Annotated in this window: 17 protein-coding genes; 9 read left to right on the plus strand and 8 right to left on the minus strand. The window is 51.2% G+C overall.

Annotation, left to right across the window (positions count from 1 at the left end):
• A complete protein-coding gene (locus RIC19_RS10540; protein ID WP_350178278.1) occupies nucleotides 1–900 on the minus strand; it encodes a hypothetical protein in 900 nt (299 codons plus the stop codon).
• Nucleotides 901–1,072: 172 nt separating this feature from the next.
• Between RIC19_RS10540 and RIC19_RS10545 the strand changes: the two genes are divergently transcribed.
• Nucleotides 1,073–2,935, plus strand: coding sequence for a PQQ-dependent sugar dehydrogenase (locus tag RIC19_RS10545; protein WP_350178279.1), 1,863 nt, complete (start codon nucleotides 1,073–1,075; stop codon nucleotides 2,933–2,935).
• Nucleotides 2,936–3,117: 182 nt separating this feature from the next.
• On the opposite strand, the gene RIC19_RS10550 is transcribed toward RIC19_RS10545, so the two are convergent.
• A complete protein-coding gene (locus tag RIC19_RS10550; protein WP_350178280.1) occupies nucleotides 3,118–4,770 on the minus strand; it encodes a glycosyltransferase family protein in 1,653 nt (550 codons plus the stop codon).
• An 82-nt stretch (nucleotides 4,771–4,852) separates the two neighbouring features.
• Between RIC19_RS10550 and RIC19_RS10555 the strand changes: the two genes are divergently transcribed.
• Both RIC19_RS10555 and RIC19_RS10560 read left to right on the plus strand, forming a co-directional pair.
• On the plus strand, nucleotides 4,853–7,696 hold the full coding sequence (locus RIC19_RS10555; protein ID WP_350178281.1) for a DEAD/DEAH box helicase family protein: 2,844 nt from the start codon (nucleotides 4,853–4,855) through the stop codon (nucleotides 7,694–7,696).
• A gap of 371 nt (nucleotides 7,697–8,067) precedes the next feature.
• Nucleotides 8,068–9,006 (plus strand): energy transducer TonB, encoded by a 939-nt coding sequence (locus RIC19_RS10560; protein ID WP_350178282.1) that lies wholly within the window; start codon nucleotides 8,068–8,070, stop codon nucleotides 9,004–9,006.
• 200 nt (nucleotides 9,007–9,206) lie between these two features.
• Here RIC19_RS10560 and RIC19_RS10565 read toward each other — a convergent pair whose 3' ends face one another.
• The gene (locus RIC19_RS10565; protein ID WP_350178283.1) at nucleotides 9,207–9,716 is read right to left on the minus strand and encodes a Dps family protein; all 510 of its coding nucleotides are present in this window, start codon (nucleotides 9,714–9,716) and stop codon (nucleotides 9,207–9,209) included.
• Nucleotides 9,717–9,801: 85 nt separating this feature from the next.
• Nucleotides 9,802–11,133 (minus strand): DASH family cryptochrome, encoded by a 1,332-nt coding sequence (locus RIC19_RS10570; RefSeq protein ID WP_350178284.1) that lies wholly within the window; start codon nucleotides 11,131–11,133, stop codon nucleotides 9,802–9,804.
• A gap of 178 nt (nucleotides 11,134–11,311) precedes the next feature.
• Between RIC19_RS10570 and RIC19_RS10575 the strand changes: the two genes are divergently transcribed.
• Nucleotides 11,312–12,082, plus strand: coding sequence for a glycosyltransferase family 2 protein (locus RIC19_RS10575; RefSeq protein ID WP_350178285.1), 771 nt, complete (start codon nucleotides 11,312–11,314; stop codon nucleotides 12,080–12,082).
• Entirely contained in the window at nucleotides 12,063–12,836 is a 774-nt protein-coding gene (locus tag RIC19_RS10580) for a TIGR02757 family protein (protein ID WP_350178286.1), read from the plus strand. Before RIC19_RS10575 ends, RIC19_RS10580 begins: the two co-directional genes overlap by 20 nt.
• A gap of 14 nt (nucleotides 12,837–12,850) precedes the next feature.
• Here RIC19_RS10580 and RIC19_RS10585 read toward each other — a convergent pair whose 3' ends face one another.
• Entirely contained in the window at nucleotides 12,851–13,231 is a 381-nt protein-coding gene (locus RIC19_RS10585; RefSeq protein ID WP_350178287.1) for a DUF4783 domain-containing protein, read from the minus strand.
• 165 nt (nucleotides 13,232–13,396) lie between these two features.
• Nucleotides 13,397–14,206: a glucosaminidase domain-containing protein gene (locus RIC19_RS10590; RefSeq protein WP_350178288.1), complete on the minus strand. Its 810-nt coding sequence runs from the start codon at nucleotides 14,204–14,206 to the stop codon at nucleotides 13,397–13,399.
• A gap of 195 nt (nucleotides 14,207–14,401) precedes the next feature.
• Here RIC19_RS10590 and RIC19_RS10595 point away from each other — a divergent pair, with 195 nt between their 5' ends.
• Nucleotides 14,402–15,637: a Pycsar system effector family protein gene (locus RIC19_RS10595; RefSeq protein WP_350178289.1), complete on the plus strand. Its 1,236-nt coding sequence runs from the start codon at nucleotides 14,402–14,404 to the stop codon at nucleotides 15,635–15,637.
• 22 nt (nucleotides 15,638–15,659) lie between these two features.
• Here RIC19_RS10595 and RIC19_RS10600 read toward each other — a convergent pair whose 3' ends face one another.
• Nucleotides 15,660–15,962, minus strand: coding sequence for a TIGR03643 family protein (locus tag RIC19_RS10600; protein ID WP_350178290.1), 303 nt, complete (start codon nucleotides 15,960–15,962; stop codon nucleotides 15,660–15,662).
• 93 nt (nucleotides 15,963–16,055) lie between these two features.
• On the opposite strand from RIC19_RS10600, the gene RIC19_RS10605 reads away from it, so the two are divergent.
• The 3 genes from RIC19_RS10605 (at nucleotide 16,056) to RIC19_RS10615 (ending at nucleotide 20,578) form a co-directional block, all read left to right on the plus strand.
• A complete protein-coding gene (locus RIC19_RS10605) occupies nucleotides 16,056–16,571 on the plus strand; it encodes a DUF2141 domain-containing protein (protein WP_350178291.1) in 516 nt (171 codons plus the stop codon).
• A 653-nt stretch (nucleotides 16,572–17,224) separates the two neighbouring features.
• A complete protein-coding gene (locus RIC19_RS10610; RefSeq protein ID WP_350178292.1) occupies nucleotides 17,225–17,602 on the plus strand; it encodes a hypothetical protein in 378 nt (125 codons plus the stop codon).
• Nucleotides 17,603–17,719: 117 nt separating this feature from the next.
• On the plus strand, nucleotides 17,720–20,578 hold the full coding sequence (locus RIC19_RS10615) for a chemotaxis protein CheB (protein ID WP_350178293.1): 2,859 nt from the start codon (nucleotides 17,720–17,722) through the stop codon (nucleotides 20,576–20,578).
• A 270-nt stretch (nucleotides 20,579–20,848) separates the two neighbouring features.
• On the opposite strand, the gene RIC19_RS10620 is transcribed toward RIC19_RS10615, so the two are convergent.
• Nucleotides 20,849–23,011, minus strand: coding sequence for a sigma 54-interacting transcriptional regulator (locus RIC19_RS10620; protein ID WP_350178294.1), 2,163 nt, complete (start codon nucleotides 23,009–23,011; stop codon nucleotides 20,849–20,851).
• Between the last annotated feature and the right edge of the window lie 292 nt (nucleotides 23,012–23,303).

Genomic DNA, 23,303 nt, shown 5'->3' on the forward strand with positions numbered 1-23,303 from the left:
TTAATCCGCTACAATAACGACCTGGAAGTCGGGGCTCACCACCACTTTGGTGATGTTCCGGATTTCGTAAAAGCGCAGGTCGGCTACCTCCGTCCAGTTGTCGTCCGTAAATTTGTTGAACTGGTAGAGTTTGCTGCCTTTGCCCATCAGCAGTGCACCATTGGGCAGGACTGCAAAATGGTCGGCATTGGGCAGCGTCTCAATGAGGGTACGGGCGGGGTCCCGGCGGCGGTAAAGGTTTTTCTCCATGATTTTCCAGTCCTCATAACGGCTCTTTTGTACGTAGGCAAGATTGCCATTGGGCAGTCGGAGCATGCAGGGGCCCACGTTGGTAGCCAGGGTTTGGATGTCATCATTTGCGGTGTTGACGATAGAGAGGGTAGTGGGGTCTTCCTCTTTGTAGATGGCAATTTCACGGCTATTGAGCCAAAGGTAGTCCTTGACGCCGCTGATGTACTTGAATACGGGCTTCCCGTTGGTGAGCTGATCAATGGGGAATTGCCACAGGCGGTAGACGTCTTCCTGCCCGTCTTTTTCAGCTCGTATGGCAGAGAACGTATAGTACTCCGGCATGCGGGCAGGCACAAACTCGGACTCCGGTGTTTCCGTCACCTGTTGTTGGGTGAGGTTTTGGAGATCCAGTTTGTAAAGGTCGGACTGCGCGGCACCCCGCTCCTTTACGGACACGTAAAGCTCAGTATTGCTGAAGAAAAAAGGATCGTTGTTGTAGCCTTCGGCATTGAAGGCAGTCAGGTAGCGGGGCTTCGTAAAGCTGATACTGCCGTCGTCTTCCTGATTGACCTTGAACAGGTAGAGGTTAGACTTAGGGTACTCTGGCTGTGCCTGCAGGCAGGTCGCCATGAAAAATACAAATAGGATGATCGAAAATTGCTTGAGCATTGCTTATCGGTATTATTGGTGGCTAAAGTTAGGGCTTAACGATGGTATGGCAAAGTTTAGTGGGGCGCAGCATCATCAAATTCAATTGCCGTGTTAAAGACAAAGGCATAATTTTCAAAACATACCTCTCTTTCCTACAGTTGTAATTTCGTAACTTGAAAACAAAACGCTCATGCGGACCATTCTGACCTTCGCCTTTATAACAATGGCTTTTTACCTTTTCGGACAGCCAGCCTTTAACCTTGAGCTGGTATTACAGGGCTTGTCTCAGCCTGCGGATATCACCCATGCCGAAGATGACCGCCTGTTCATCGTTGAACGCAACGGGCGTATCCGTATTTTAGACGCTACCGGGGCATTGCTACCGCAACCTTTCCTGGATATCAATGACCGGGTGAGCCCTGCTAGCGGAGAACGGGGGCTGTTGGGCCTGGCTTTTCATCCTGACTATGCGGAAAACGGCTACTTCTTCGTAAATTATACGGCTAACAGCGGGGCTACCCGTATCGTGAAATTTCAGGTGGACCCTGCTAACCCCAATGCCGCCGATCCGGACAGTGAGGTGGTCTTATTTCAGATCAGTCAGCCCTATAGCAACCACAATGCCGGCGACCTGGCCTTTGGCCCCGATGGCTACCTGTATATCCCAATGGGCGATGGCGGCTCCGGTGGCGACCCTCAAAATTTCAGCCAAAACCGGCAGTCGCTGCTTGGTAAGATGCTCCGTATTGATGTGGATAGTGGTGACCCGTACAGCATTCCTGCCGACAACCCTTTTGTAGATGATGATTCCACCCTCGATGAAATCTGGGCAGTCGGCCTGCGCAACCCCTGGCGTTTCAGTTTCGACCGGGAGACCGGAGATATCTGGATCGGGGACGTGGGGCAGAATGCATGGGAGGAGATCACCTTTCAGCCCGCTGGCAGCGAGGGAGGCGAAAACTACGGCTGGCGTTGCTACGAAGGCTTTGAGACTTACAACACGAGTGGTTGCGAGCCTGAAGGGGCTTACACCCCACCCATTCATACCTATGCCACCGGCAGTAGCGATGGGTGCTCTGTGACCGGCGGCTTTGTTTACCGGGGCAGCGCATTTCCCGCCATGTATGGCAAATACCTCTATGCTGATTTTTGCTCTGGTAAAGTATGGATGCTGGAAAAAGACTTTGCAGGTAACTGGGTAAATACGGAAATCTTTGATGGCCCGGGCGGTGAATATGCGACCTTCGGACAGGATAGCGAGGGTGAGCTCTATCTGGCCGAGCTAATCAACGGTCGCCTCCACCGGGTGGAAGCGACTTGCAATCAGTCTCCTGCTGCACCTATCATTTCGGGGGACGCAATCATCTGCGGGCCCGATGCGCCGGCGGTCCTGAATGCCGGGGATGGTACGGATGGTTACATCTACCGCTGGTATCAGGATAGCGTGGAACTCCAGGAAACGCTAAATGGCACCCTGTCAGTCAGCGAACCAGGCATCTACCATGTTGTCCTGGCTGGGTTTGAAGCCGGTAATTGCAACTCTCCGGTTTCCACTGCCTTCATAGTGGAAGCTGCTGATTTTCCAACGGACCTTATTTCCACTCAGGGCGACGATTTGTCCGCTGCCCCGGGTTTTGAAAGCTACCAATGGTTTCTGAATGGTGAGCCCATCGAAGGAGCTACCACCGCTACCTACACCCCACAGTCCAGCGGCACCTATACAGTCGAGGTCACTGCCGCCAACGGTTGCACCCGTTTGTCAGAAGGGCTGGCCATCGTCAGCACCACGCTCGACTTAGGCCTGGCGGAGGTCCGCGCTACCCCAAACCCATTCCGCTCCACCCTCGATCTCTACCTAGAAGCTATCGAAGCCGATACCTATCAGCTCCGACTACTCACCGTTGATGGCAAGCTGGTCTGGGAGCAGGCAGCAAGAGTACAAACAGCATGGCAGCAACAGCTGGACCTGAGTAGTCAAGCCGCTGGCGTTTACCTACTGCAAATTAGCCGGGATGAGCAGCAGTATACCCGAAAGCTGATAAAAGGAGAGTAAGGTGGCATAGCGTTAATGCCATCACAACATTAGGCGGGTGTTTATTTCATCAGTCGCTACGCTCGTGTACCAGAACCGCCTGATTTCAACGCCTTTATAAGTTGGGGCGTGCTGGAGACGAGCGGAGCGACTCATGAGGTAAAAGCCCACCCTAAGGCTAAGCTATAGTCTCATCAAGTCTATTATTCCACTTCTTTCCACTCCAACCCCTCCTGTATTAAAAAAACCGCACCCGGTGCCGGTGCTTTCAGCAAAAAGAAATAGTGGTGCCCTTTACTATCCACTTCGTAGCCCTCCGTATCATAGCCCGGGCCCATGCCAACGCCCCGCCTCCACCACCAATTGCCCCACTGATTAAATTCCACCCGGATTGTGCCGGAGCTGTCAACCGTTGCTGTAGCCCCATCGGTCAGGCGGGTCATATTGTACTGGGCCACCTCATAGAGCTGCCCGTTGTACGGCTGTTGTTTGATGTACTTCAGCGCATCCCTAAACGCCAGGTCCTCCCCACTGTAGTCGCGGAACATGGGCGCGCCCTGGAAATTGTCCGGCAGGTTAAGGAGGTATGCGGCCGGGGCTTCGTAATAGTCAAAGTCGTTGAGCATTTGCTGATAGACCTGCGTGGACTTCCACCAATACTGATTGTGCTGCCAGAGGAAAAAGCTGGAGCACCCCAGGTAGGCCAACAGCAGAGGAAGGCGGCCCCAGCGAGGCAGTGCGCTCAGACCTGCTGCGATTGCCAGCATCAAAAAGGCGGAGGGAAGGTAGCCATAGCGGTCGTTTTCTAAATGCAGGGTGTAGTTGAAGTACAAGTTCAATACAGGAAGCAACGCCAGCCCAAAACCTGTAAACGCAATGACCGATAACTGCCATCGGCTATTCAGCCTGTGCCGAAATATGAGGCCTGCGGCTAAAAGAGCCACTATTATGCCGCCCAGCCCCAGAGCAACTGCAGGCTGCGCCAGCCCCTCAAAAAGCCACTGTTTGGCAGCGTGCGGCCAGTTGCGTACAAAGAGCAAATGCTTGGCTGCATAACGGAGCCCATTGCCCAGTATACTCTGCATCTCAAAGCGCAGGTGCACTTCGGCTCCGTAGTGGCCCACCCACGAGCCCAGAATAAGGCGGTTGAGCAGAAAGTATAACCCTACACCCCCAAATTGAGGAAGGCTCAGGCGCCTCCATTTAGATCCACTGCCATTGGGCAGCATCAATAGGAGCAAACTGCTAAGGAGCGGAATGATTAATACCAATTCGAAGGTAAATAAACCCAGGATAAATAAGCCTTGGATTTGAATCCACTGTCGCCGGTTGGGCGTGTCCATCCAGTCTAAGGTGAGCCGGGCGGTCCCCAGTATGACCGCTGTGGAGAGCAGGAAGTTTTGGGCTACCCGCCAGGTGACCGGTTCTGAGGCATAAGGGGAAAGCAAAAAGAGAAAGGCAGCTATCCAGCCAATAAGGTGCGCATTAGGCAGATTCAGCCGTTCGCTTAGCGCTTTCCCCAACTGTAAGAGCAGCAAGGCATTGAGCGCGTGAAGGCTGCTCTGCAAGAGGTACCAGGGCACGGGCTGAATGCCAAAGACCGAGTGCCAGGTGTATAGAATGGCGTTCAGCACCTGCTGCAGTGCCGGAAAGCCAAAGCAGTCCCAAATGCCCGCCGCCGTTTGGCCCTCAAAACGGGAGAGCAGGCCCGTGAAATCAGTTACAAAGCCCGCCTTCCGGGTCGTAAAGTAAAACAACTGGGTGGTGGCCCAGAAGAGTAGGTACTGCAGTAGGGCAGGGTAGCGCCGCATCCTTTTTTGCCGGTAAGATACGGTATTCCGAAGTGAAGCGTACAAAGGCAGCGTATTTCCCTACCTAATCCCTACTTTTAAGGCAGTGCTAAATTAATTCCTAACCGGTATGGTTTTTCCGTCCCATATGAATTTTAGTTTTCCCTGGCGTACCTATCAGGAGCGGCTGCTGTCTGAGATGGGGCAGTACCTCCGGGACAATCGCCTGCATGTGGTAGCACCACCGGGCTCGGGCAAGACGGTACTGGGGTTGGAAATCATGCGGCAACTCGATCAGCCTTGCCTCATCCTTTGCCCTACCCTGGCCATCCGGCAGCAGTGGGGCGAGCGCTTGGCCCTCGACTTCTTACAGGGGCAACAACCCACCTGGCTTTCCTACGATCTGCAGCAGCCCGGCACAGTGACCATCACGACCTATCAGGCCCTTCATGCTGCCGTCAAGCGTGGGGAGGAAATCTGGGAAACCCTCAGCTACCTAGTATCAGGGACTCTTATTGTTGACGAATGCCACCACCTGCAGAAAGCCTGGTGGCAAAGCCTGATGAAAACCTATGAGCAGCTGTCGCCTGTGCTCATCGCCCTTACTGCTACACCGCCCTACGACGTGTCTGGCTACGAATGGCAGCGCTATCAGGAACTTTGTGGCCTGATTGATGTCGAGATCAGTATGCCGGAGCTGATCGCAGAAGGCAATCTTTGCCCGCATCAGGACTACATTTGGTTTACCTTGCCTGCCGCTGAGGAGCAGGCCCCGCTTAAGGCTTTTCAGGAAGCGATTACCGATTTGCTGGACCACCTTAAAGTCAATTACACCTTCCGGGACCATCTCAAAGCTCATCCCTGGCTGGTCTGGCCGGAGGGTTGCCTGGAAGCCATTTATGAAAACCCAACCTATTTCTCCGCCCTTATGATTGTGCTGGAAGGCATCGGCGGGGTCGCACCAGCCACCGCTATCGGAATTATCGGAGCCGATGACAGCCTTATTCCGGAGATGAGCCTGGAATGGCTGGAAGTTTTTCTCAACGAAGCCTTTTATAAAGACGCCCACTTCAAGCCTGCGCTGAGCGAGCCCTATATGGCTTCCATTTACCGGCGGCTCAAAAAAGCCCACGCTATCGAGCGCGGCCGCATTTATCTGGAAGAACCGCCTCATTTGGAGCGGCGCATCCGGCAAAGCCGAAGCAAACTGGAAGCCATCGGCGCCATTGCGGAGTTGGAGTACAGCAGTATGGGAGCGGATTTGCGCCTGCTTGTACTGACCGACTATATCCGTTCGGAGGTGCTGCCCCGCAGTGAACTGGACGAAACCGAAATGCAGAAGATTGGTGTAGCACCGATTTTCGAGACCCTCCGACGCACGTTCCCCATAGAAGTGGAAATCGGTGTACTCACCGGCAGTCTGTTGATTTTACCTAAGCTGCTGTTGCCTGCACTAAAAGCGCAAATGCAATATTTGGGGCTGAGTGAATCAAGCCTAATGGCCACAGCCCTGTCCCACGATCCCCACTTTGTAAGGCTGCAACCTCAGGAGCACCTCCGGAAGCAGATGACGTATCTGGTCACACAGTTATTCAACAGCGGGCAGTTGCAGGTAGTGGTTGGTACGAATGCCTTACTGGGAGAAGGCTGGGACGCTCCCTCTGCCAATACTTTGATTCTGGCTACGGTGGTCAAGTCTTTTGTGTCTTCCAATCAGGCCCGGGGGCGGGTCATACGGACAGATCCCCGGCAACCGGACAAGGCTGCTAATATCTGGCACCTGGCTTGTATGGACCCTTATCATCATGCAGGCGGGCTGGATTGGAAAAAGCTGGCCCAGCGCTTCCGGGCTTTCGCAGGCCCTTCCTTCGAGCCTGAGCCTCGCATCGAGAATGGCGTTGGGCGGTTCCGTTTAGTGAACTTACCGGTAAACGAGGTGTCTGTCGCCCGCACAAACCACCTCATGGCTGAGCATGCCTGTATGCGGGACCGGCTGAGACGGGAGTGGGACCAAAGCATTCAAAAAGGGGTGCACATGGCCGAAGAGATTACCCTGCCGGTTCTTCGTACCAAGCGTCAACAGCAAGTCTATGAGGTGTTCTGGATCCGTAGTAAGGCTATGGTGGATGCACAATTAAATGAGATGGAACAGATGGGCATTTTGGCCCTGCCTCTGGTAGCGGCGGGCAGCGTTGCCCTGGTCCTGTCAGGCATGATGCCCCCGCAGTTGTTGCTGGCAGGCAGTATGCTGGCCCTGTTGGGGTACAGCCTGCTCAGCTTTGGGCGCAATGGCTACCTGGGGCGTTTGATGCGGCTGATCCGGCAGTTTGAGGCGGAGCAGCAGCTGAAGGTACGGTGGGGCAGGGTAGGCTTTGCAACCGGTCTGACTGCCCTTACAGCCGGCGCACTGAGTGGATGGATAACCGGTCTGGCTGTGGTCTTGCTGAGCAGCGCTGCCACCGGGCTGGCTCTTTCTGTTTTACAAGGCCCACAGTTGGCCAAGGCGCAGCGGCAGTTAGACGAAGCCGGGGACGGGGGCTTGCTGCTTATGCGCACCGGGCAAGGTATTTTGTTTGCCCTGCGGCAATTGAACCTGCTGAGCAGCCCCTATTTCAATATCAAACTGCATATAGTGCAGGGCGCAACAGAACAACAGGGCTGTTACCTGGAGGGGGTAACCCTACAGGAGGAGCAGATCTTCCTTGAACTCCTGGGAGAAGCCCTTGGCCCAATTAACAATCCACGCTATCTTATTTTGCGCAAGCACTTTGCCGGAGCGGAACTCCTCAGCGTACAACACTACGCCGTACCTACGGTATTCGGTCAGCGCCGGGCTGATGCGGATGCCTACCTCGATGCTTTGCAGCGGCAGCTACCAGAACCTCTGGAATTACTGTATACCCGCACTTTCGAAGGGCGGCGGATACTACTTGCCGCCCGGGCTAAAACCCTCACCGATCCGGAAGTACGCCGGCAGACCGCCTGGCGATAAGACCTTGTTGGGATTTTGCTTTTGGAGCGAACGCAGCCAATTTTTGTTCTGATCAAGGCGTGATACCTTTAAGAATGGGAGTAAAGGGGCCCCCATTCTTGAATCATACAGTCTTAGCTACGTGACCGACCTGCCCGTGCCCCGTCGCCTGTGGGCTTTGGCCACCGGAGACCGTACAAGACTATGGCAGGCGGGAGAGCAACGAAGAGCAGGACAAAATTTGGCAAGAGCGGCCTCTAAATTAGCTGGAATTGATAAAAGTCATAAAGCAGCCCTGCGGTTCGTCATTCTGAAAAGGTGTGAAAGCCAGCATCTTGTGAATGAAAAGAGAAACTAATTGTTAAACGCCCTTGGGCAAAAACTCCTCACTCATGAACCCTAATTTCGCAATCACAGGATCAGCATTACTGACAGGCGTGGGCATTGGAGTACTTGTTCTTCTTGCCATTATATTCGTGGGGCGCTTCTATTTCAGCAAACAGTCCCGTTCTAACTTAGCAGAACGGTACCGCGATGAGAAGAGGAGCTCCCGCCTCGCTGCACGAAATAAGTACCCTGAAGTCAACGTGTTTAATTATTCACCAACATTCTTGCGCGTCGCTGCTATCGCTGTACTGGCGTTAGTAATCGCAGCCTTCAACTGGACTATCTACGAAAAAGAGGTCTACATCCCTGAGGATGCACTGGCTATGGACGTGGATATAGAGGTCGAAAAACCCCGTACTGCGGAGCCTCCTCCACCTCCACCTCCACCTCCACCTCCCAAAATTGAGGTTGTAGCGTCTATCGATATCGATGAAGAGGATGACATTGAGTTCGAAGACCAGTCTATTGATGCCAATACATCTATTGATGCACCGGTTTTTGAAGCAAAAACAGAAGCAGCACCTCCCCCGCCACCGCCCCCACCTCCTCCTCCCAAGGAAGAAGTTGCGGAAATCTTCAAGGTGGTAGAGGAAATGCCTCGCTTCCCGGGCTGTGAAGAAATGACAGCCAGTGCTTCCGAAAAGCGGATGTGCGCCAACAAAAAGATGCTCCAGTTTATCTACGAGAATATCCGGTACCCGTCCGTAGCCCGGGATAACAACATCGAAGGTACAGTAGTAGTCAGCTTCGTTGTTGACACCGATGGCACCATTGATGATGCACAGGTGGTTAGGGAAATCGGCGGCGGTTGTGGTGCAGAATCACTGCGGGTAGTTGAAATGATGAACAGTATGTCCGAAAAATGGACGCCGGGCCGCCAACGTGGCCGGGAAGTGAAAGTCCTCTTCAACCTGCCAGTGAAGTTTAAATTGGAACAGAACTAGTGCGAAACAACGCGGCGTGTTTCACGCTCCGAAGCCTTGGGTTTGCTGAAGATTTATACTTAAGCGATTCTGAGACAACGCAATAGCCCCATTATTTAAACAAATAGCACAAAAAATAACCGGAGTCAGGATGAATTTCCTGCTCCGGTTATTTTTTTGTTCCCCATTTCAATGCAGGGGCGTTACAGGGCAAAGTGCGTCTAGCCAAGGTGTGCGCGCACCATCCAGGCCATTTTTTCATGTTCCTCCATCAGTGCAATGAGGAAGTCTTGTGTGCCGGCATCATTGTACTGTTCCATCACCATATCCTGGTCATGGCGCAAAAACTGAATGATGGCTTCGTGATCCGCCAGCAGGTTTTTCAGCATCTGCTCGGCATTGCCGTTGAGGTGGCCGGTTTCTTCCAGGCGCGCCTCTTTTTTGAACTCATTCAGGGAGCCGGGAGCAAAGTAGCCCAGGCTGCGGATACGCTCGGCAATATCGTCGATGTGGTCTTCCAGTGCATCATACTGCTCTTCAAAGAAGGCATGTAACTGCTGGAAGTGGATGCCTGTAACGTTCCAGTGGTAGTTGCGCAACTTAATATAAAGAACATGCTCGTCTGAAAGGAGCTGCTTGAGGGCATCAGCTACGTGCTTACGATCAGAAGTTTCAATGCCAATATTTACATCCACTTTTTCGTGGGTTAGTGCTTTCGTTTCGGTACTCATAACAATTTTGGATTTTACGGACAAATAAAAATATACAACGTAGACTGAAAGCCAAAGTTGACCGGCAACAGCTCTGTTACCTTATTTAGAAAAGTTCTGTCTGAAGGACACCGAGTTGAGCGATAACCTCTTTAGGGTCACGTGTGTCTTCGTGCAGCCACCGCCGCCGGAATGCACCGTCGCCATCGTAATTATGGGCCTGTTTCTTTGTGTTGAATATGCGGTCGCGGGGATCGTTGCCCACGCCGCCTGCGTACATCCAGTTGCCATAGTTGCTGGCCACGTCGTAGTCTGCCAACAAGGATTCGAACCAGGCGGCGCCTTTGCGCCAGTCTTGTTTGAGCTGATGCACGAGGTAAGAAGCGACATTCTGCCGGCCGCGGTTACTCATGAAGCCGGTGTACAGCAGCTCCCGCATATTGGCATCCACAAAATCATCGCCGGTGGTGCCGGTCATCCACTTGTGTAAGGCTTTGGGGCTGTCTTTCCAGCGCACACTTTTGTCCTGAATGCCGCCTTTGAAGAAGATTTTGCGCCCGTAGCGCATGGCTACAAACTTGAAGTACTCCCGCCACAGGAGCTCAAACTTCATCCAGTAGGTGTCTTTGTTTTGAGTCCGCTCGGCTTCGTAGGCTTCGACTTCGTGCCAGATGGCCCGGGCAGAGATGCTGCCGTTGGCGAGCCAGAAGGAAAATTTGGAGGAATAATCAGCCCCGATCATACCGTTGCGGGTCTGCTTGTAAGAGGCTAGAGCGTCGGTATCCCAGAGGTAGTGGTTCAGGCGTTCGTAGGCAGCTAATGCTCCACCTTTGAACGCCAGGGCTCCACGATCATCCCGGTGCGGAGCCTTGTGCCCCAAACTTTCCAGGCTGGGGAGGGCTTGCTGTTCAAACGGTACTGTTGGTATTCGCTCCGGTGGGTCGAGTGGGAAGGGTACTTTGGCGTACTTTTCCACACGCTTCCGGAACTGGGTGAAGACGTCCGGCGTTTGTTCAACGGCAAAGGGCAAATCCTCCGGTTCCAGCAGCAGCAGGCTGTGCTGAAGGTGCAGCGGCAGGTGGGCTTCAATGCGGGCTTCTATTTGCAGCTCTTCGTGGGTGTATTCTTTGGAAGCAAAGACCGCCGTGCAGCCGTAAGTCTGTGCGATCTGTGGAATAGACACTTCGGGTTTCCCAATTTGAACAAGCAGGTCACTGCCTTTTTCCTGCAGGTGATCCCTAAGGTCGTCCAGGCTTTCCAGCAAAAACTGTAGCCGGTAAGGCCCCATGCGGGTGAAGCCCCAGCGATCAGGCTGTAGCAGTCGTTCGTCCAGGATGTATACCGGTAGCAATGTATCGTGCTGCCGCAGGGCGGCATTCAGGGCGGGATTATCGGTAAGCCGCAGGTCGTTGCGGAACCACATAATGGCTTTGGACATAAATGATCTTTTTTTGGTGGGTGTAACAAAACCCGAATCGATTGGTTGGCCATCTCAACTTCAATAATGCAATGTCTCTATTGCTAATACCCATGTGCTGCTTTACCTATTTCCTGTACCACTCTTGCCTCTTTGTTCCACCCACTTTTCCTATCTTTGCGCCCAATAAACCACAATCATGTATAAAGGCAAGAAGGTCATCGCAGTGCTGCCTGCTTATAATGCTGCACTGACGCTGGAAAAAACATATCAGGAAATCCCTTTTGATTTAGTAGACGAAGTCATTCTTTGCGATGATGCCAGCAAGGATAATACTTCCGAACTGGCTCGGTCCATTGGTGTTGATCATGTTATCGTTCATTCAGACAACCGGGGCTACGGGGGGAATCAGAAGTCGCTTTACAACAAAGCGCTGGAAGAAGGAGGAGACATCGTGATTATGCTCCACCCGGATTATCAGTACACTCCAAAGCTGATCCCGGCTATGGTCAATATCATTGGGGATGAGCTTTACCCGGTGGTGCTGGGCTCCCGGATTCTGGGTAAGGGCGCTTTACAGGGCGGCATGCCCCTGTACAAATACATCGCCAACCGGGCCCTGACCCTCACCCAGAACCTGCTGATCAATTACAAGCTTTCGGAGTACCATACCGGTTACCGGGCTTTCAGCCGGGAAGTACTGGAGTCGATCAACTTCAATGCCAATTCTGATGATTTTGTCTTTGACAATGAGATGCTCTCCCAGATCATTTACGCTGGGTTTCACATTGCCGAGGTGACCTGCCCGACCAAGTACTTCGAAGAAGCCTCTTCCATCAACTTTGCCCGGAGCAGTAAGTATGGGCTGGGCGTACTTCGGGTTTCCTTTAGCCACCTGTTGCAACGGTTAGGATTGGGCCGCTTTTCTATTTACGAACAGCCCCCAAAACATGCCAAAGCGAAATCTTAAACAACAGCTGGACGAGTTGGCCGATCACTACAACCGTCCTGACTTTATTGAAGAGGACCCGATCTGTATCCCACATCAGTTTTCCAGGAAACAGGATATTGAAATCATGGGCTTTTGGGCTGCTATGCTGGCCTGGGGGCAGCGCAAAACCATCATCAATAAAGCACAGGAACTGGTGGACCTGATGGATGGAGCGCCCTATGAGTTTATCACACAGCATACCGAAGAAGACCGGGCCCGGTTTCTTACTTTCAAGCACCGTACTTTTCAACCAACGGATACCTTGTATTTCCTGGATTTTTTTCAGCGGTACTACCAGTCGAATGATTCCCTGGAAATGGCTTTCTCCCGCCATCTCAGCCCGGAGGCGGAGCACGTAGGCCCTGCGCTGACGGGCTTTCATGAAGCGTTTTTCAATCACCCCTTTGCGCCACAGCGCACCCGCAAGCACGTAGCCACTCCCGTACGGAAGTCGACCTGCAAACGGCTCAATATGTTTCTGCGGTGGATGGTCCGCTCGGATGAGCGGGGTGTAGACTTCGGACTTTGGCATACCATCCGCCCGGCACAACTGCTCATGCCATTGGACGTACACGTGGAGCGGGTGACCCGCAGACTGGGGCTATTGACGCGCAAGCAGGTGGACTGGCAGGCTGTATTAGAGCTTACCGAAGCCCTGCGGCGCTATGACGCAACAGACCCTGTAAAGTATGACTTTGCATTGTTTGGGATGGGGGTATTGGAAGGAAAGTAGAAACGGGCAGGAGCCTATTCGCGGTCAAAGCGGAGCTCCTGTATAAGTTGCCGGCCGGCTTTTTCTTTCATGTAGATGTACACCCGGAAGGTTTTGCCGTTGGCATTCAGGTTGCCAATGCAGTACTGTGAGTCGTTGTTGCGGGCTGCACCTTTGTGCACGGTGCTCCATCCCGAAGGCTGGTATTGGCTGAAGAATTGCTTCACCACCCCAATTGCATCCGCTTTGGCGTAGATGTCATCTTTGTCGAGAATGGAGATCTCAACGGACTCGTCGAAGTAGGTGCCCAGCGTTGCCGCATCGCCCTGACTTATCGCCTGCGTGATCGCAGACAGATTAGCAGAGGACTGGATTGCAGTAGGTAGCAAAAAGGCAAATAAGAGTAAGCTTTTCATATCGCTTTGTTTTTTGTTCATGGGTTGCCTCCAATACGTAAGTTACAACTTTTGTCTGTATTTAGACACGACTTCATGTTAAAGTCACACACATTGCACAATACCGGCGGCACCCAAAACGGATAGTAAACGATGCCCGGGTTTGAGAAATTGTATGCAACCGTATTAATTGTTGAAGGCCGCAGGGGTAGTAAGCGTTCGTTCCTCTATCCGAATTATTTTTTGGACCCACTCCCAATCGCTGGCTCTGTCACAGTTGATGCACAGGTTATTGATGGGGTGCCCGCTCCAGCTGTAAATCAATGACTGGGCGCTGTAAGGCACGCCGTTGAGAATCGCTGCGTAGGTTTGCCCTCTGGCGGTATAGTCCCAATAATGGATACCGTGTTCACGCTCAAACTGAATCGCATCTGCCACCTGTATGCCACCGTCTGGCAGGCGTACCAGGAAGTGGCCGCTATAGATGGTGTGCATAAACGCCCAGGCTGAAGCCTCAAAGTTGGGGAAGACCACAAACGCAGCAGGGGTGGGGTCATCACGGACATGATGAGCGCAAAACCCGAGCTGCTGGCAGATCCAGGGCTTGCCGTGGTGGCGGATGCCAAAGTAGTTGAAGGTCCGGTTGGCCAGAAAGGAAGTGCCCCAGAAGGACTCCCGCGCGGCTTTGGCCAGCAAGGCCCGCCAATCGGCCAGGTAAAGATGGCCATACAGCTGGCAGGCCGCCGCGGCATCCTGATAGAAAGCGTTTTGGAGGCGTTCCTGCCATTGGTCCGGCAGTGCGCTGCTGCGGGGCACCTTGATGTAGCGGCGTTGGGTTTCCGGAATATAGCCGACCAGATTTGGCGCGGCGGTTTCGAGTGCTGCCAGTGCCTGCTGTACATGGTCCTCCTCCACCGGCTGTGGGTACGGTGCAGCCCAAAGGCCAACCTGCATCAGTAAGGCTGTGGTTAATACAAAATAGGAGTAGGGGCGCATTTTTTTTGTAAAGGTAAGGAACCTGTCGTTTTTATACTATTTAGGATAGGGGCATCGTTATCAGGAGCCAAATGGCCTCAGCGTAGGTTCGGATCCACCTTTACGTTGGGAATCACCTCCAAACATACACTCACGGACCACGGAGTTTACTATCTTTAACCCCCTCAAACCGCCATCGCCAACTTGGATAATACTATGACAAAAACGGAAACCCCTATTATTGCTGAAGCCGAGCAATATGTGAAGCGTTTTTATGAGGAGCATTTTCAGAATAATTTACCTTTCCACGATTACGAGCACTTCGTAAATGTCGCAAACGCCGTACAACTTATTGGTGAAGCTTACGAACTGGACGCTGGCGAACTGGAGGTACTCAAGCTCGCCGCCTGGTTCCATGATTTAGGGTACTTTGAATCTCCCGAAGGCCACGAGGGGCGGAGTGCGGTTTTGGCGGAGGCCTACCTGGAAGAGCGTGGCTATCCGGAAGCACAACGGGAAAAGGTGAAGTCCTGCATTTTAGCTACCCAACTGCCTCAATCGCCTAATACTCTGCTGGAAAAAATTCTTTGTGATGCGGACTTGAGCCACCTGGGCAATGCCCATTACTGGGACCGCTGCGGGCGGCTCCGGCAGGAAATGGCTATCGCGAGGGGCATCGTCATGTCTGACCCGGAGTGGGTGGAATTCGAAATCGACTTTTTGATGCGCCACCGTTACCATACGGATGTGGCCCGCGATCTCTTCAGTGAGCAAAAGCTCAAGCACATCAAGCAGCTGAATAAGCAACAGTTGCGCCTCAATCCGGATACCCTGAAGGCTATACAGGAAGAAGAGCAGTCCAAAAAGAAAAAGAAGAAAAAGAAGAAGAAAAAAGGCAAGGATGGAGATCAACTCAAAGAGCTCAATCTTGGTAGAGGGGTGGAGACCATGTACCGCACTACCTATCGCACACACGTCAACCTGAGCTCTATTGCTGACAACAAGGCCAACATCATGTTGTCGATCAATGCCATTATTATTTCTATCGTAGTTTCCAGCCTGGTGCCCCGTTTTTCGGATAACCCGAGGCTGATCCTACCGACAATCCTGCTGCTTGCGGTTTGCCTGACGGCACTGGTTTTTGCCATCCTATCCACCCGGCCAAAGGTAACAGAGGGACGGGTGACCCGCGAAAACATCGAACAGAAAAACTCCAACCTGTTATTCTTTGGCAATTTTTATAACATGGAAATGGAGGACTTCCACTGGGGCATGATGGAGATGATCCGGGACAGCGACTTTTTGTACAGCTCTATGACCCGCGATTTGTACTACCTGGGCGTAGTGCTGGCTAAAAAGTACAAATACCTGCGTATTTGCTACGGCGTCTTTATGTATGGCCTGATCTTATCGGTCCTTGTATTTGCGATCGCGTTTGTCACCGCGTCCTAAGCACCTGTTGCCGGTGAGAAATTTATCGTTTTGAGATGTTGTTGTGCGAAATGTGCTTTTGCCGCGTTGCTTTGAAGCGCCCGGTTTTATTGGCACGCAGCCTCCTGTGCTTGGTGGCTCTGCCCTGTACCCGCTTCCGCCACATTTTCCAACTGCTCAGTTTCATTTCTTTCTTCATGATTTGAATGACCTCGGATTCCTTTACGCCAAATTGGTCCTCAATCGCATCAAAGGGCGTGCGGTCTTCCCAGGCCATTTCGATAATCCGATCTATATCCCGGTCGGTGAGTTCGTGCTTTTGGTAAATTTTTTTAACGCTGCTCATAATGATTTTTAAGATTCTAAGTTTAAACAAGGAGTGAGCGCTGAGGTTCTGCAAAAATGCTTTGGCATCAAACAAGCTCTAAAACGGTTAGGAATGAATACAATGCTTGGAATACTGTTTGTTGTTAATCTTATCACCTTCACAGAGAAGGAGGCGGTCAGACCTTGTTGGGATTTTGCTTTTGGAGCGAGCGTAGCCAGAAGTGTGAAAGCCCAACAAGCTCTTAATAACTCAGGCCGGCTCCGGGTAGTGGTGGAGCAAGTTGCACCCGGTGGTGGCAACGTCCATATCGCGGTGCACAAAGCATCCGATTTTATGCAAAATAACCGGGCGGTGACGGGGCTTATTCTGCCTCCCCTTGGAAAAAAAGTCCTCAACGGGCGCCTGCAGGCACTCCCTTACGATACCTACGCCGTGGCCGTTTACCAGGATATGAACGGGAATAGCCGCCTGGATAAAAATACGCTGGGTATACCGACCGAGCCCTACGCTTTTGCCAATAACCCCAAAGTGAAGTGGAGCCCGCCCACTTTTGAGGAGGCCGCTGTGGATATTAGAGCGGAAGAACAGACGATCAGGGTGCAACTCAGATATTGGAGAGATCAATAATCGACTTGATACGTCGGGGATATTGCAGGGTTAAAATGGTGCTGCCCCTGCCCACATTATGCCTTTTTTTTACCCTGAAACGGGATACTTTCCTGCCTGTGTCTCGTCGCCTGTGGGCTTTGGCCACCGGAGACCGAAGTGTTCGACACGCAGGCAGGTTTGCTTGTATACTCCCCTCGGGCACAACAAGCTCTAAGTGATTTTTGACTTGAGCCACTAGTTTTCGACTAGAAGACCAAAGCCCCAACGTGTTCTGGATTTTGAAGATTATTGCTCTGACTAGGTGGGGTATTGATATTTATCATTGATATCGGACTGACAAAAACGCATTTTGTAGTAAATACAGGTAATTAGGCGACCACATTTAAGTCTTGAGTATTTTCACAGAACTTGATTAGAAGTGCTTCCCGATAGCTATAGTAAAGGCTGTGTTTCTTAGCCTTCAAATATGCTCAGCCGGGCTTTCTTCTAGGGGTAGGTCAATAGTTATGGTCTCATATCCCTGGTTTCGGGCATTGCAGGTAGCTTTTAGCTTGTCCTTAGAGCTTGTCTAAGCGGTACGTCAGTTAGGTGCCTGATCAGGAACAGGGAAGTACTCCTGTAAAACGAACCCTTATTGATGTTGCCTCTACTCCTAATCAAAACCGTAGATTATGATGCCTGTCAGGAAAATTTCAAAAACAAGTGGTAACGCTATGCCGCTCAGGAATATCCAAAAGGAACTGCAGCTGTATCAGCAGGAATGCAAGTTGTATCAGCAACTGCTCCGTGTCATTGAGGTACCCCCACAGCGTGTGGAAACACTGCAAGTTCATCTTCGTCAGACCTCTAAAGAAACACTACCCCAATTACAAAAGGCGCTGCGTTTTTACGAGGGGCAAAATGCCAATGTGACGACTGCGGATAACGGGCAGAGTCATATGAGTTACTTTCTGGATCAGCTTCATACTGTCCGCTCCCAAATCATGGCGCTCAAGTACGAAGTTTTTGATATACTTTATCAGCACCCCGTGAAGCCTAGAATATGGTAGCTTGTCATTTGGATAGGACCGTCGAAACAGGTTTTTGATCGTGCATGCAACAGGTTTTTGCGAGATCAAAGAACATCTGTAGCCTGCCCGCTGTCCTAAAAAGGAAAAAAGGACCACATGAAAGTAATTGGTATTGGCGCATCAGCGGGTGGATTGGAAGCCATTACAAAGCTTTTATCGAAACTTTCCGATGGCAACGGTGCTGCCTATGTTTTTGTGCAGCATTTGTCTCCCAAAAACAAATCGATGATTGGGGAGCTTTTGCAGAAGCATACCCGCATGCCGATTGAAATGGTGTATGAAGATCAGCCCGTGCAGGCTAATCACATTTATATCATGGCAGAAAACAAAAACATCGTCTTCGCCAATGGTATGCTCCTGACCAAAGACCGCCCTCCTGAATCAGAAATCAATCTGCCGATCGACCAGTTTTTTCATTCGTTGGGCACTGCACTCGGCAGCTATGCTGTTGGGGTGTTGTTGTCAGGCACAGGTACAGATGGCACAAGAGGGCTACGGACAATTAAGGAAAAAGGAGGTTTTGTATTGGTACAGTCGCCCGAAACTGCAAAATTCGACGGGATGCCAAGGGCTGCTATTGATTTGCAAATCGCTGACCGCGTAAGCCCACCCGAAGAACTGGCCCACGATATCGAGTACATCCTGACCAACCGGAATTTTAAAACCGGGGAGGTGAAATTGCTGCATAAAAACCAGCATGAGACCTTCTTTGGTAAAATCATACAACTCGTTTCTCAGCGCACCAACGTTGACTTCAGTGAGTACCGGGAGCCCACGCTCATCCGCCGGTTAGAAAACCGGATGCTGATCCGTAAATGCGATAACCTGCAAGCCTACTGGGAATTGATTAAAGAGGATGCAACCGAAGTGGCAGCACTTTTTAGCAATTTCCTTATCGGAGTCACCAATTTTTTCCGGGATCCCGAGGCTTATGACATCCTCAAAACAGAGGTGCTGCCCAAAATCTTCGCTCCCGAAAAAGAACGAGAGGGCACCTACCGCTTCTGGGTGTCGGCTTGTTCCACTGGCGAAGAAGCCTACTCGCTGGCTATGCTGATTGATGACTATCTTCAGGAACAAGGCCGGACAGATGTAACCTATAAAGTTTTTGCCTCAGACATTGATGAGCACGCTATACAGTTTGCGATTAAGGCTACGTATACGTTGAATATGATCACGGACGCCCCGGAGGATTACAAGTCCAAATATTTTATCCGCGAAGGTGATCATGCCGTAATTAAACCTTACCTGAAAAAACGGATCATGTTTGCCGTTCAGAACCTCCTCGGCGACCCTCCGTTCATAAATATGGACCTCATTTCCTGCCGGAATTTATTGATTTACCTTCAGCCCAAAGTACAGCAAAAAGCCCTGTCCACCCTGCACTTCGCGCTCCGCCCGGGAGGCTTTTTATTCCTCGGGCCCAGTGAGTCATTGGGCAGCCTGAAATATGCTTTTGAAAAACATACCCGTACCTGGAATATTTTCACCAAACGTTCAGATAAAGCCCCGCGCCTTCAGTCTTCTTTCTCTCTGCATTCTCAACCTGCTAATCCTGCAAAATCTACGCCGAATATGAGTAGTGCCCAGCCAGAGGTCAATCAACAGTTTACAGATACAGATCCTTTCACCCGGTTACTGGTGGAGCGGTTTGCTCCAATTGCCTTATTTGTAACGGCTGATTTGGATATTCTTTACCTCAGTGGGGAAACTGAGCAAATTCTGAATATGCCCCGGGCTTTGGCTCGTATGAACCTGAATAAGATGCTCAGCAAAGAAGATGTACTAACCTTCAAATCAGGGGTGCGGCAGGTTTTGTCCGAAGGCGGTCTTATCTCCTTTAAGGAAGTAGCGCTGAATACAAAAGAAAAGCAATTGTTGGCAGAGCTGCGTTTTGATATCCCTCATTTACCGGAGTTGGTGGAAGCCGAAGATCAGGACGCACCTCAGAAAATCGTCCTTGTTGAGGTCTACCTGCAAAGGGAAAGAGAAGCCGATAGCGCTCAGCCAGCACCCCAAAACCTTACCGAGGGTAAAGTCTCGACTTTGCAAAAACAGCTGAAAGCTTCCGAACGGCGTTCCCGGGAGCTTGTCAATGAGTTGGAAGCAACTAATGAAGAACTGCAGACTTCTAACCGGGAGCTAATGGCTTCCAACGAGGAGTTGCAAAGTACCAACGAGGAGTTGCAGTCCGTGAATGAAGAGTTGTACACAGTCAATAGTGAGCTCCAAATGAAAAATGAGGAGCTGACAATGGCCAACAACGATATCTCCAACTTGCTGAAGAGTACCGATATTGGTACGATATTTCTGGACAAGGAGCTGAAAATCCGACGTTTTACCCCGGCTGTTCGCCGGCAGTTTAACTTGATCGACTCAGACGCCGGGCGGTCCATCACCAATTTCTCGAGTACCTTTAAAGGATTGAATATAGAAGCAGTGTGCCATGAGGTCTTTGACTCCCTGTCACCATTTGAGAAAGAAATTGTGGATAAGGAGGGAGACCATTATCTGCTGCGTGTCCTGCCCTACCGTACCGAAGAGGACTATATTGATGGCTTGGTGCTTACCTTTGTGAATATCAATGAATTGGCGCTCTCCCGGAGCCAGTCTCAAAATGCAGAGCGTATCTTCAAGCAGTTTGTCAGCAATGCCGAACAGCAGGTGGCGATCACCGATCGGAAGGGGGAAATCCGCTTTATCAACCGGGCACGGTTTACGGGCAAGGCTCCCCGGGAGCTGATTGGGCATTCCATTTATCCCTTTTTGCCTGAAGCATTGCGTACCGAAGCCAAAGCTTTGCTGGAAAAAGTATTTGAAGGCAAACCTTTCGAGCGCCTGCAGTTTAATTACGATTATGAGGAAGGCGGCAAGGGCGGTGCATCCTTGATCATTGTGCCTATCGTGCTGGAAGGGCATATTAAATACGCAGCTTTAATTGAGGATTTGAGCTAGTGGATTGTTTCGGAAGGGACTAAACATACACTAAGGGGTCGCGCAATAATAAGAGCGTGTTGGGACTTTAGTAATCGGTCTGCAAACTACACTTTTTGTTTATACTTCGTCCCGAAAATCCTCATTTAGCTAAGGCTAAACTCCGGTTTTCGTGCCTCGTCTAACCAAAAAATTGTTAGTTTTCGACTAGAAGACAAAAGTCCCAACACACTCTAAGTTGCTCAGAAACGGGTAAGTTATTGTTGCGCAATCCCTAATCGCACTAGTGGCTTAGTCCCGCTGAATGCCCAGCTTTTTCATTTTAGAGAACAGTGTCTGCCCTTTCATACCCAGTAGTTTGGCGGCACCCTGAGGGCCGGTAACCCGCCAGTTGGTTTTCTCTAAGGCATGCAAAATGTGCTGCCGCTGCACTTCTTCAAGAGTCGGAAAGCCTTCCTCTGCACTGTACGGTATAGCTTGTTGTGCAGTAGCAACGGGGCTCCAGTAAGATAAGTCAAGGGTGTTGTTGCTGCTGAGGACTACCGCTTGTTCTACAATATTCATAAGCTCGCGGATGTTCCCAGGGAAGTCGTACTGCTTCAAACGCTTTAGGTCTTTAGCCCTGATGTTGTCAATGTGCTTACCGTTCTTACGGGCAAACTGCTTCATGAAGTGGCGGACAAGCAATGGTATATCTTCGCGCCGTTCCCGGAGTGGAGGGTTGTACAGCGGGAATACGCTCAGCCGGTAGTACAAATCTTCCCGGAATTTCTTTTCAGTAACCATCTTCCGCAAATCGCGGTTAGTTGCGGCAATAATCCTGACATCCACACTCAGGGTTTCAACGCCGCCCACCCGTTCAAATTCGCCTTCCTGCAAAATCCGAAGCAACTGGGACTGTATCCGGAGTGAAACCTCCCCGATCTCGTCCAGAAAAATAGTACCCTTGTCTGCCAGTTCAAACCGGCCAGTTTTGGCAGAAGAGGCGCCGGTAAAGGCTCCTTTTTCATGCCCGAAGAGCTCTGACAAAATCAACTCCTCAGAGAGTGCGGCACAATTGACCCGGACCAGTGAACGCTCACTGCGCTTGCTCAGACTATGAACAGCCCTCGCCAGTAGCTCCTTCCCCGTGCCGGTTTCGCCTTCAATTAAAACGGTAGCCTCAGTTGGGGCTACCTGCTCCACTTGCTGCAGTACTTTTTGGTAGTTCGGGCTTTGCGTAAGGATGTTTTCGAACTTATTGCCTTCCGAAATTTCCTCTTTCAAATAGATGTTTTCCTCCTCCAGTTGACCGGAAAGGGTTTGGACTTCCAGCAGCGCTTTTCGGAGTTCAGCTTCCTTTTGCCGGCGATCAGTGATATCATGCGCACTAAGGCTGATCAGTTTGACGCCACCGATGTCCAGAAAGTCGAGGTGGAACTCAGCCGGAAAGACCCGCTCGCTTTTGGTCTTAAGGGTGCTCTCGATCTTCATGGTGCCTCCGGCAGAAGCCTGATCCCAGATTTCCTGCCATTGCGTCGCTGTATTCTCCGCATCAATATCCGTGATTTCCAGTTGCCCCCCGGTCATCTCTGATTTTTCATAACCAAGCCTTTTTCCCATAGCCTGATTGACATACCTGAGGGTACAGTCGGGGTTGATCCAGCAGACCATCGCTTCAGACCTTTCCAGCACTGCGCTGGCCATGCTTTTTTCTTTGGGCGAGGAGGAAATCACGGTAAGGCTGCCTTGCAGCTTGCCTGCTATATTATCTTTCTCCACCGGGTAGCCAAAAAGGCGGACCTCCTGTGCCGGCTCTTTCCGGTCATCGATTAATTGAAGCTGTAGCTCAAAAGCAGCTCTGTTCTTTTGCGCAGCTTTGACCTTTTGGATGAGCTCCGAGAACTGCTTCGCGGATAGCCGTTCTTTCAATGCAGAAACAATATTCAACTGTCGGGCTGGAGGAAGGCCATCTTTTTTAAGTTGAAGGATATCCGGGAAGTTATCGGTAGTCTGAAAATCTCCATTGATGATATTCCACTCCCAAATCGCAACCTCGAAGCGTTTTAAATAGCGGTAAGTGGGCTCCTTAAGGTTCTGAATGGAGCCGGCGGGCGGAATGAAACAGCAGAATAGCGGTGGGGTGGAGGACTTGAATAATAAGGCATGGACCCGGAAGTATTGCTGCTCACCGGACCTTAGCTTCCACTTGACCCGCCAGTGGGTCTCCTTTGTTCCGTTGGCAGATTCCCAACGCTGCAGGTAACTGGCCAAATTCAGATCTTCTTCCAAATCGAAAATCTGTAAGGACTGCAGCTCGTGTGCTTTGTAGCCCAGTACCTGGCTTGCCGGCCGGTTGGCGTAACGAACATGCCCTTGCTTGTCCAACAACAATATAGCATCATCTCCCCTGTCCATGATCAGCTGGAACAGTGCAGAAAAATCCACAGCGTCAAAAGCCGGTTTCTCTTTCATATCGGCAACCTAACAAGTCTGCAATTGGAAAGGATCAATCTTTTTTATGGGGACAGCCTGCAGTTGGCAGGAGTGTTCTCGTTTATGAGCCCTTGCGGGCAACGATAAAAAATGGAAGCCGGGCTGTGCTGACACCGCTCTTCCCGCTCTAAGAGCGTGTTGGGACTTTAGTAATCGGCCTGCAAACTACACTTTTTCGCTTATACTTCGTCCCGAAAATCCTCATTTAGCTAAGGCTAAACTCCGGTTTTCGTGCCTCGTCTAACCAAAAAATTGTTAGTTTTCGACTAGA

Source organism: Phaeodactylibacter sp., from assembly GCF_040219495.1.
GTDB lineage: Bacteria > Bacteroidota > Bacteroidia > Chitinophagales > Saprospiraceae > Phaeodactylibacter.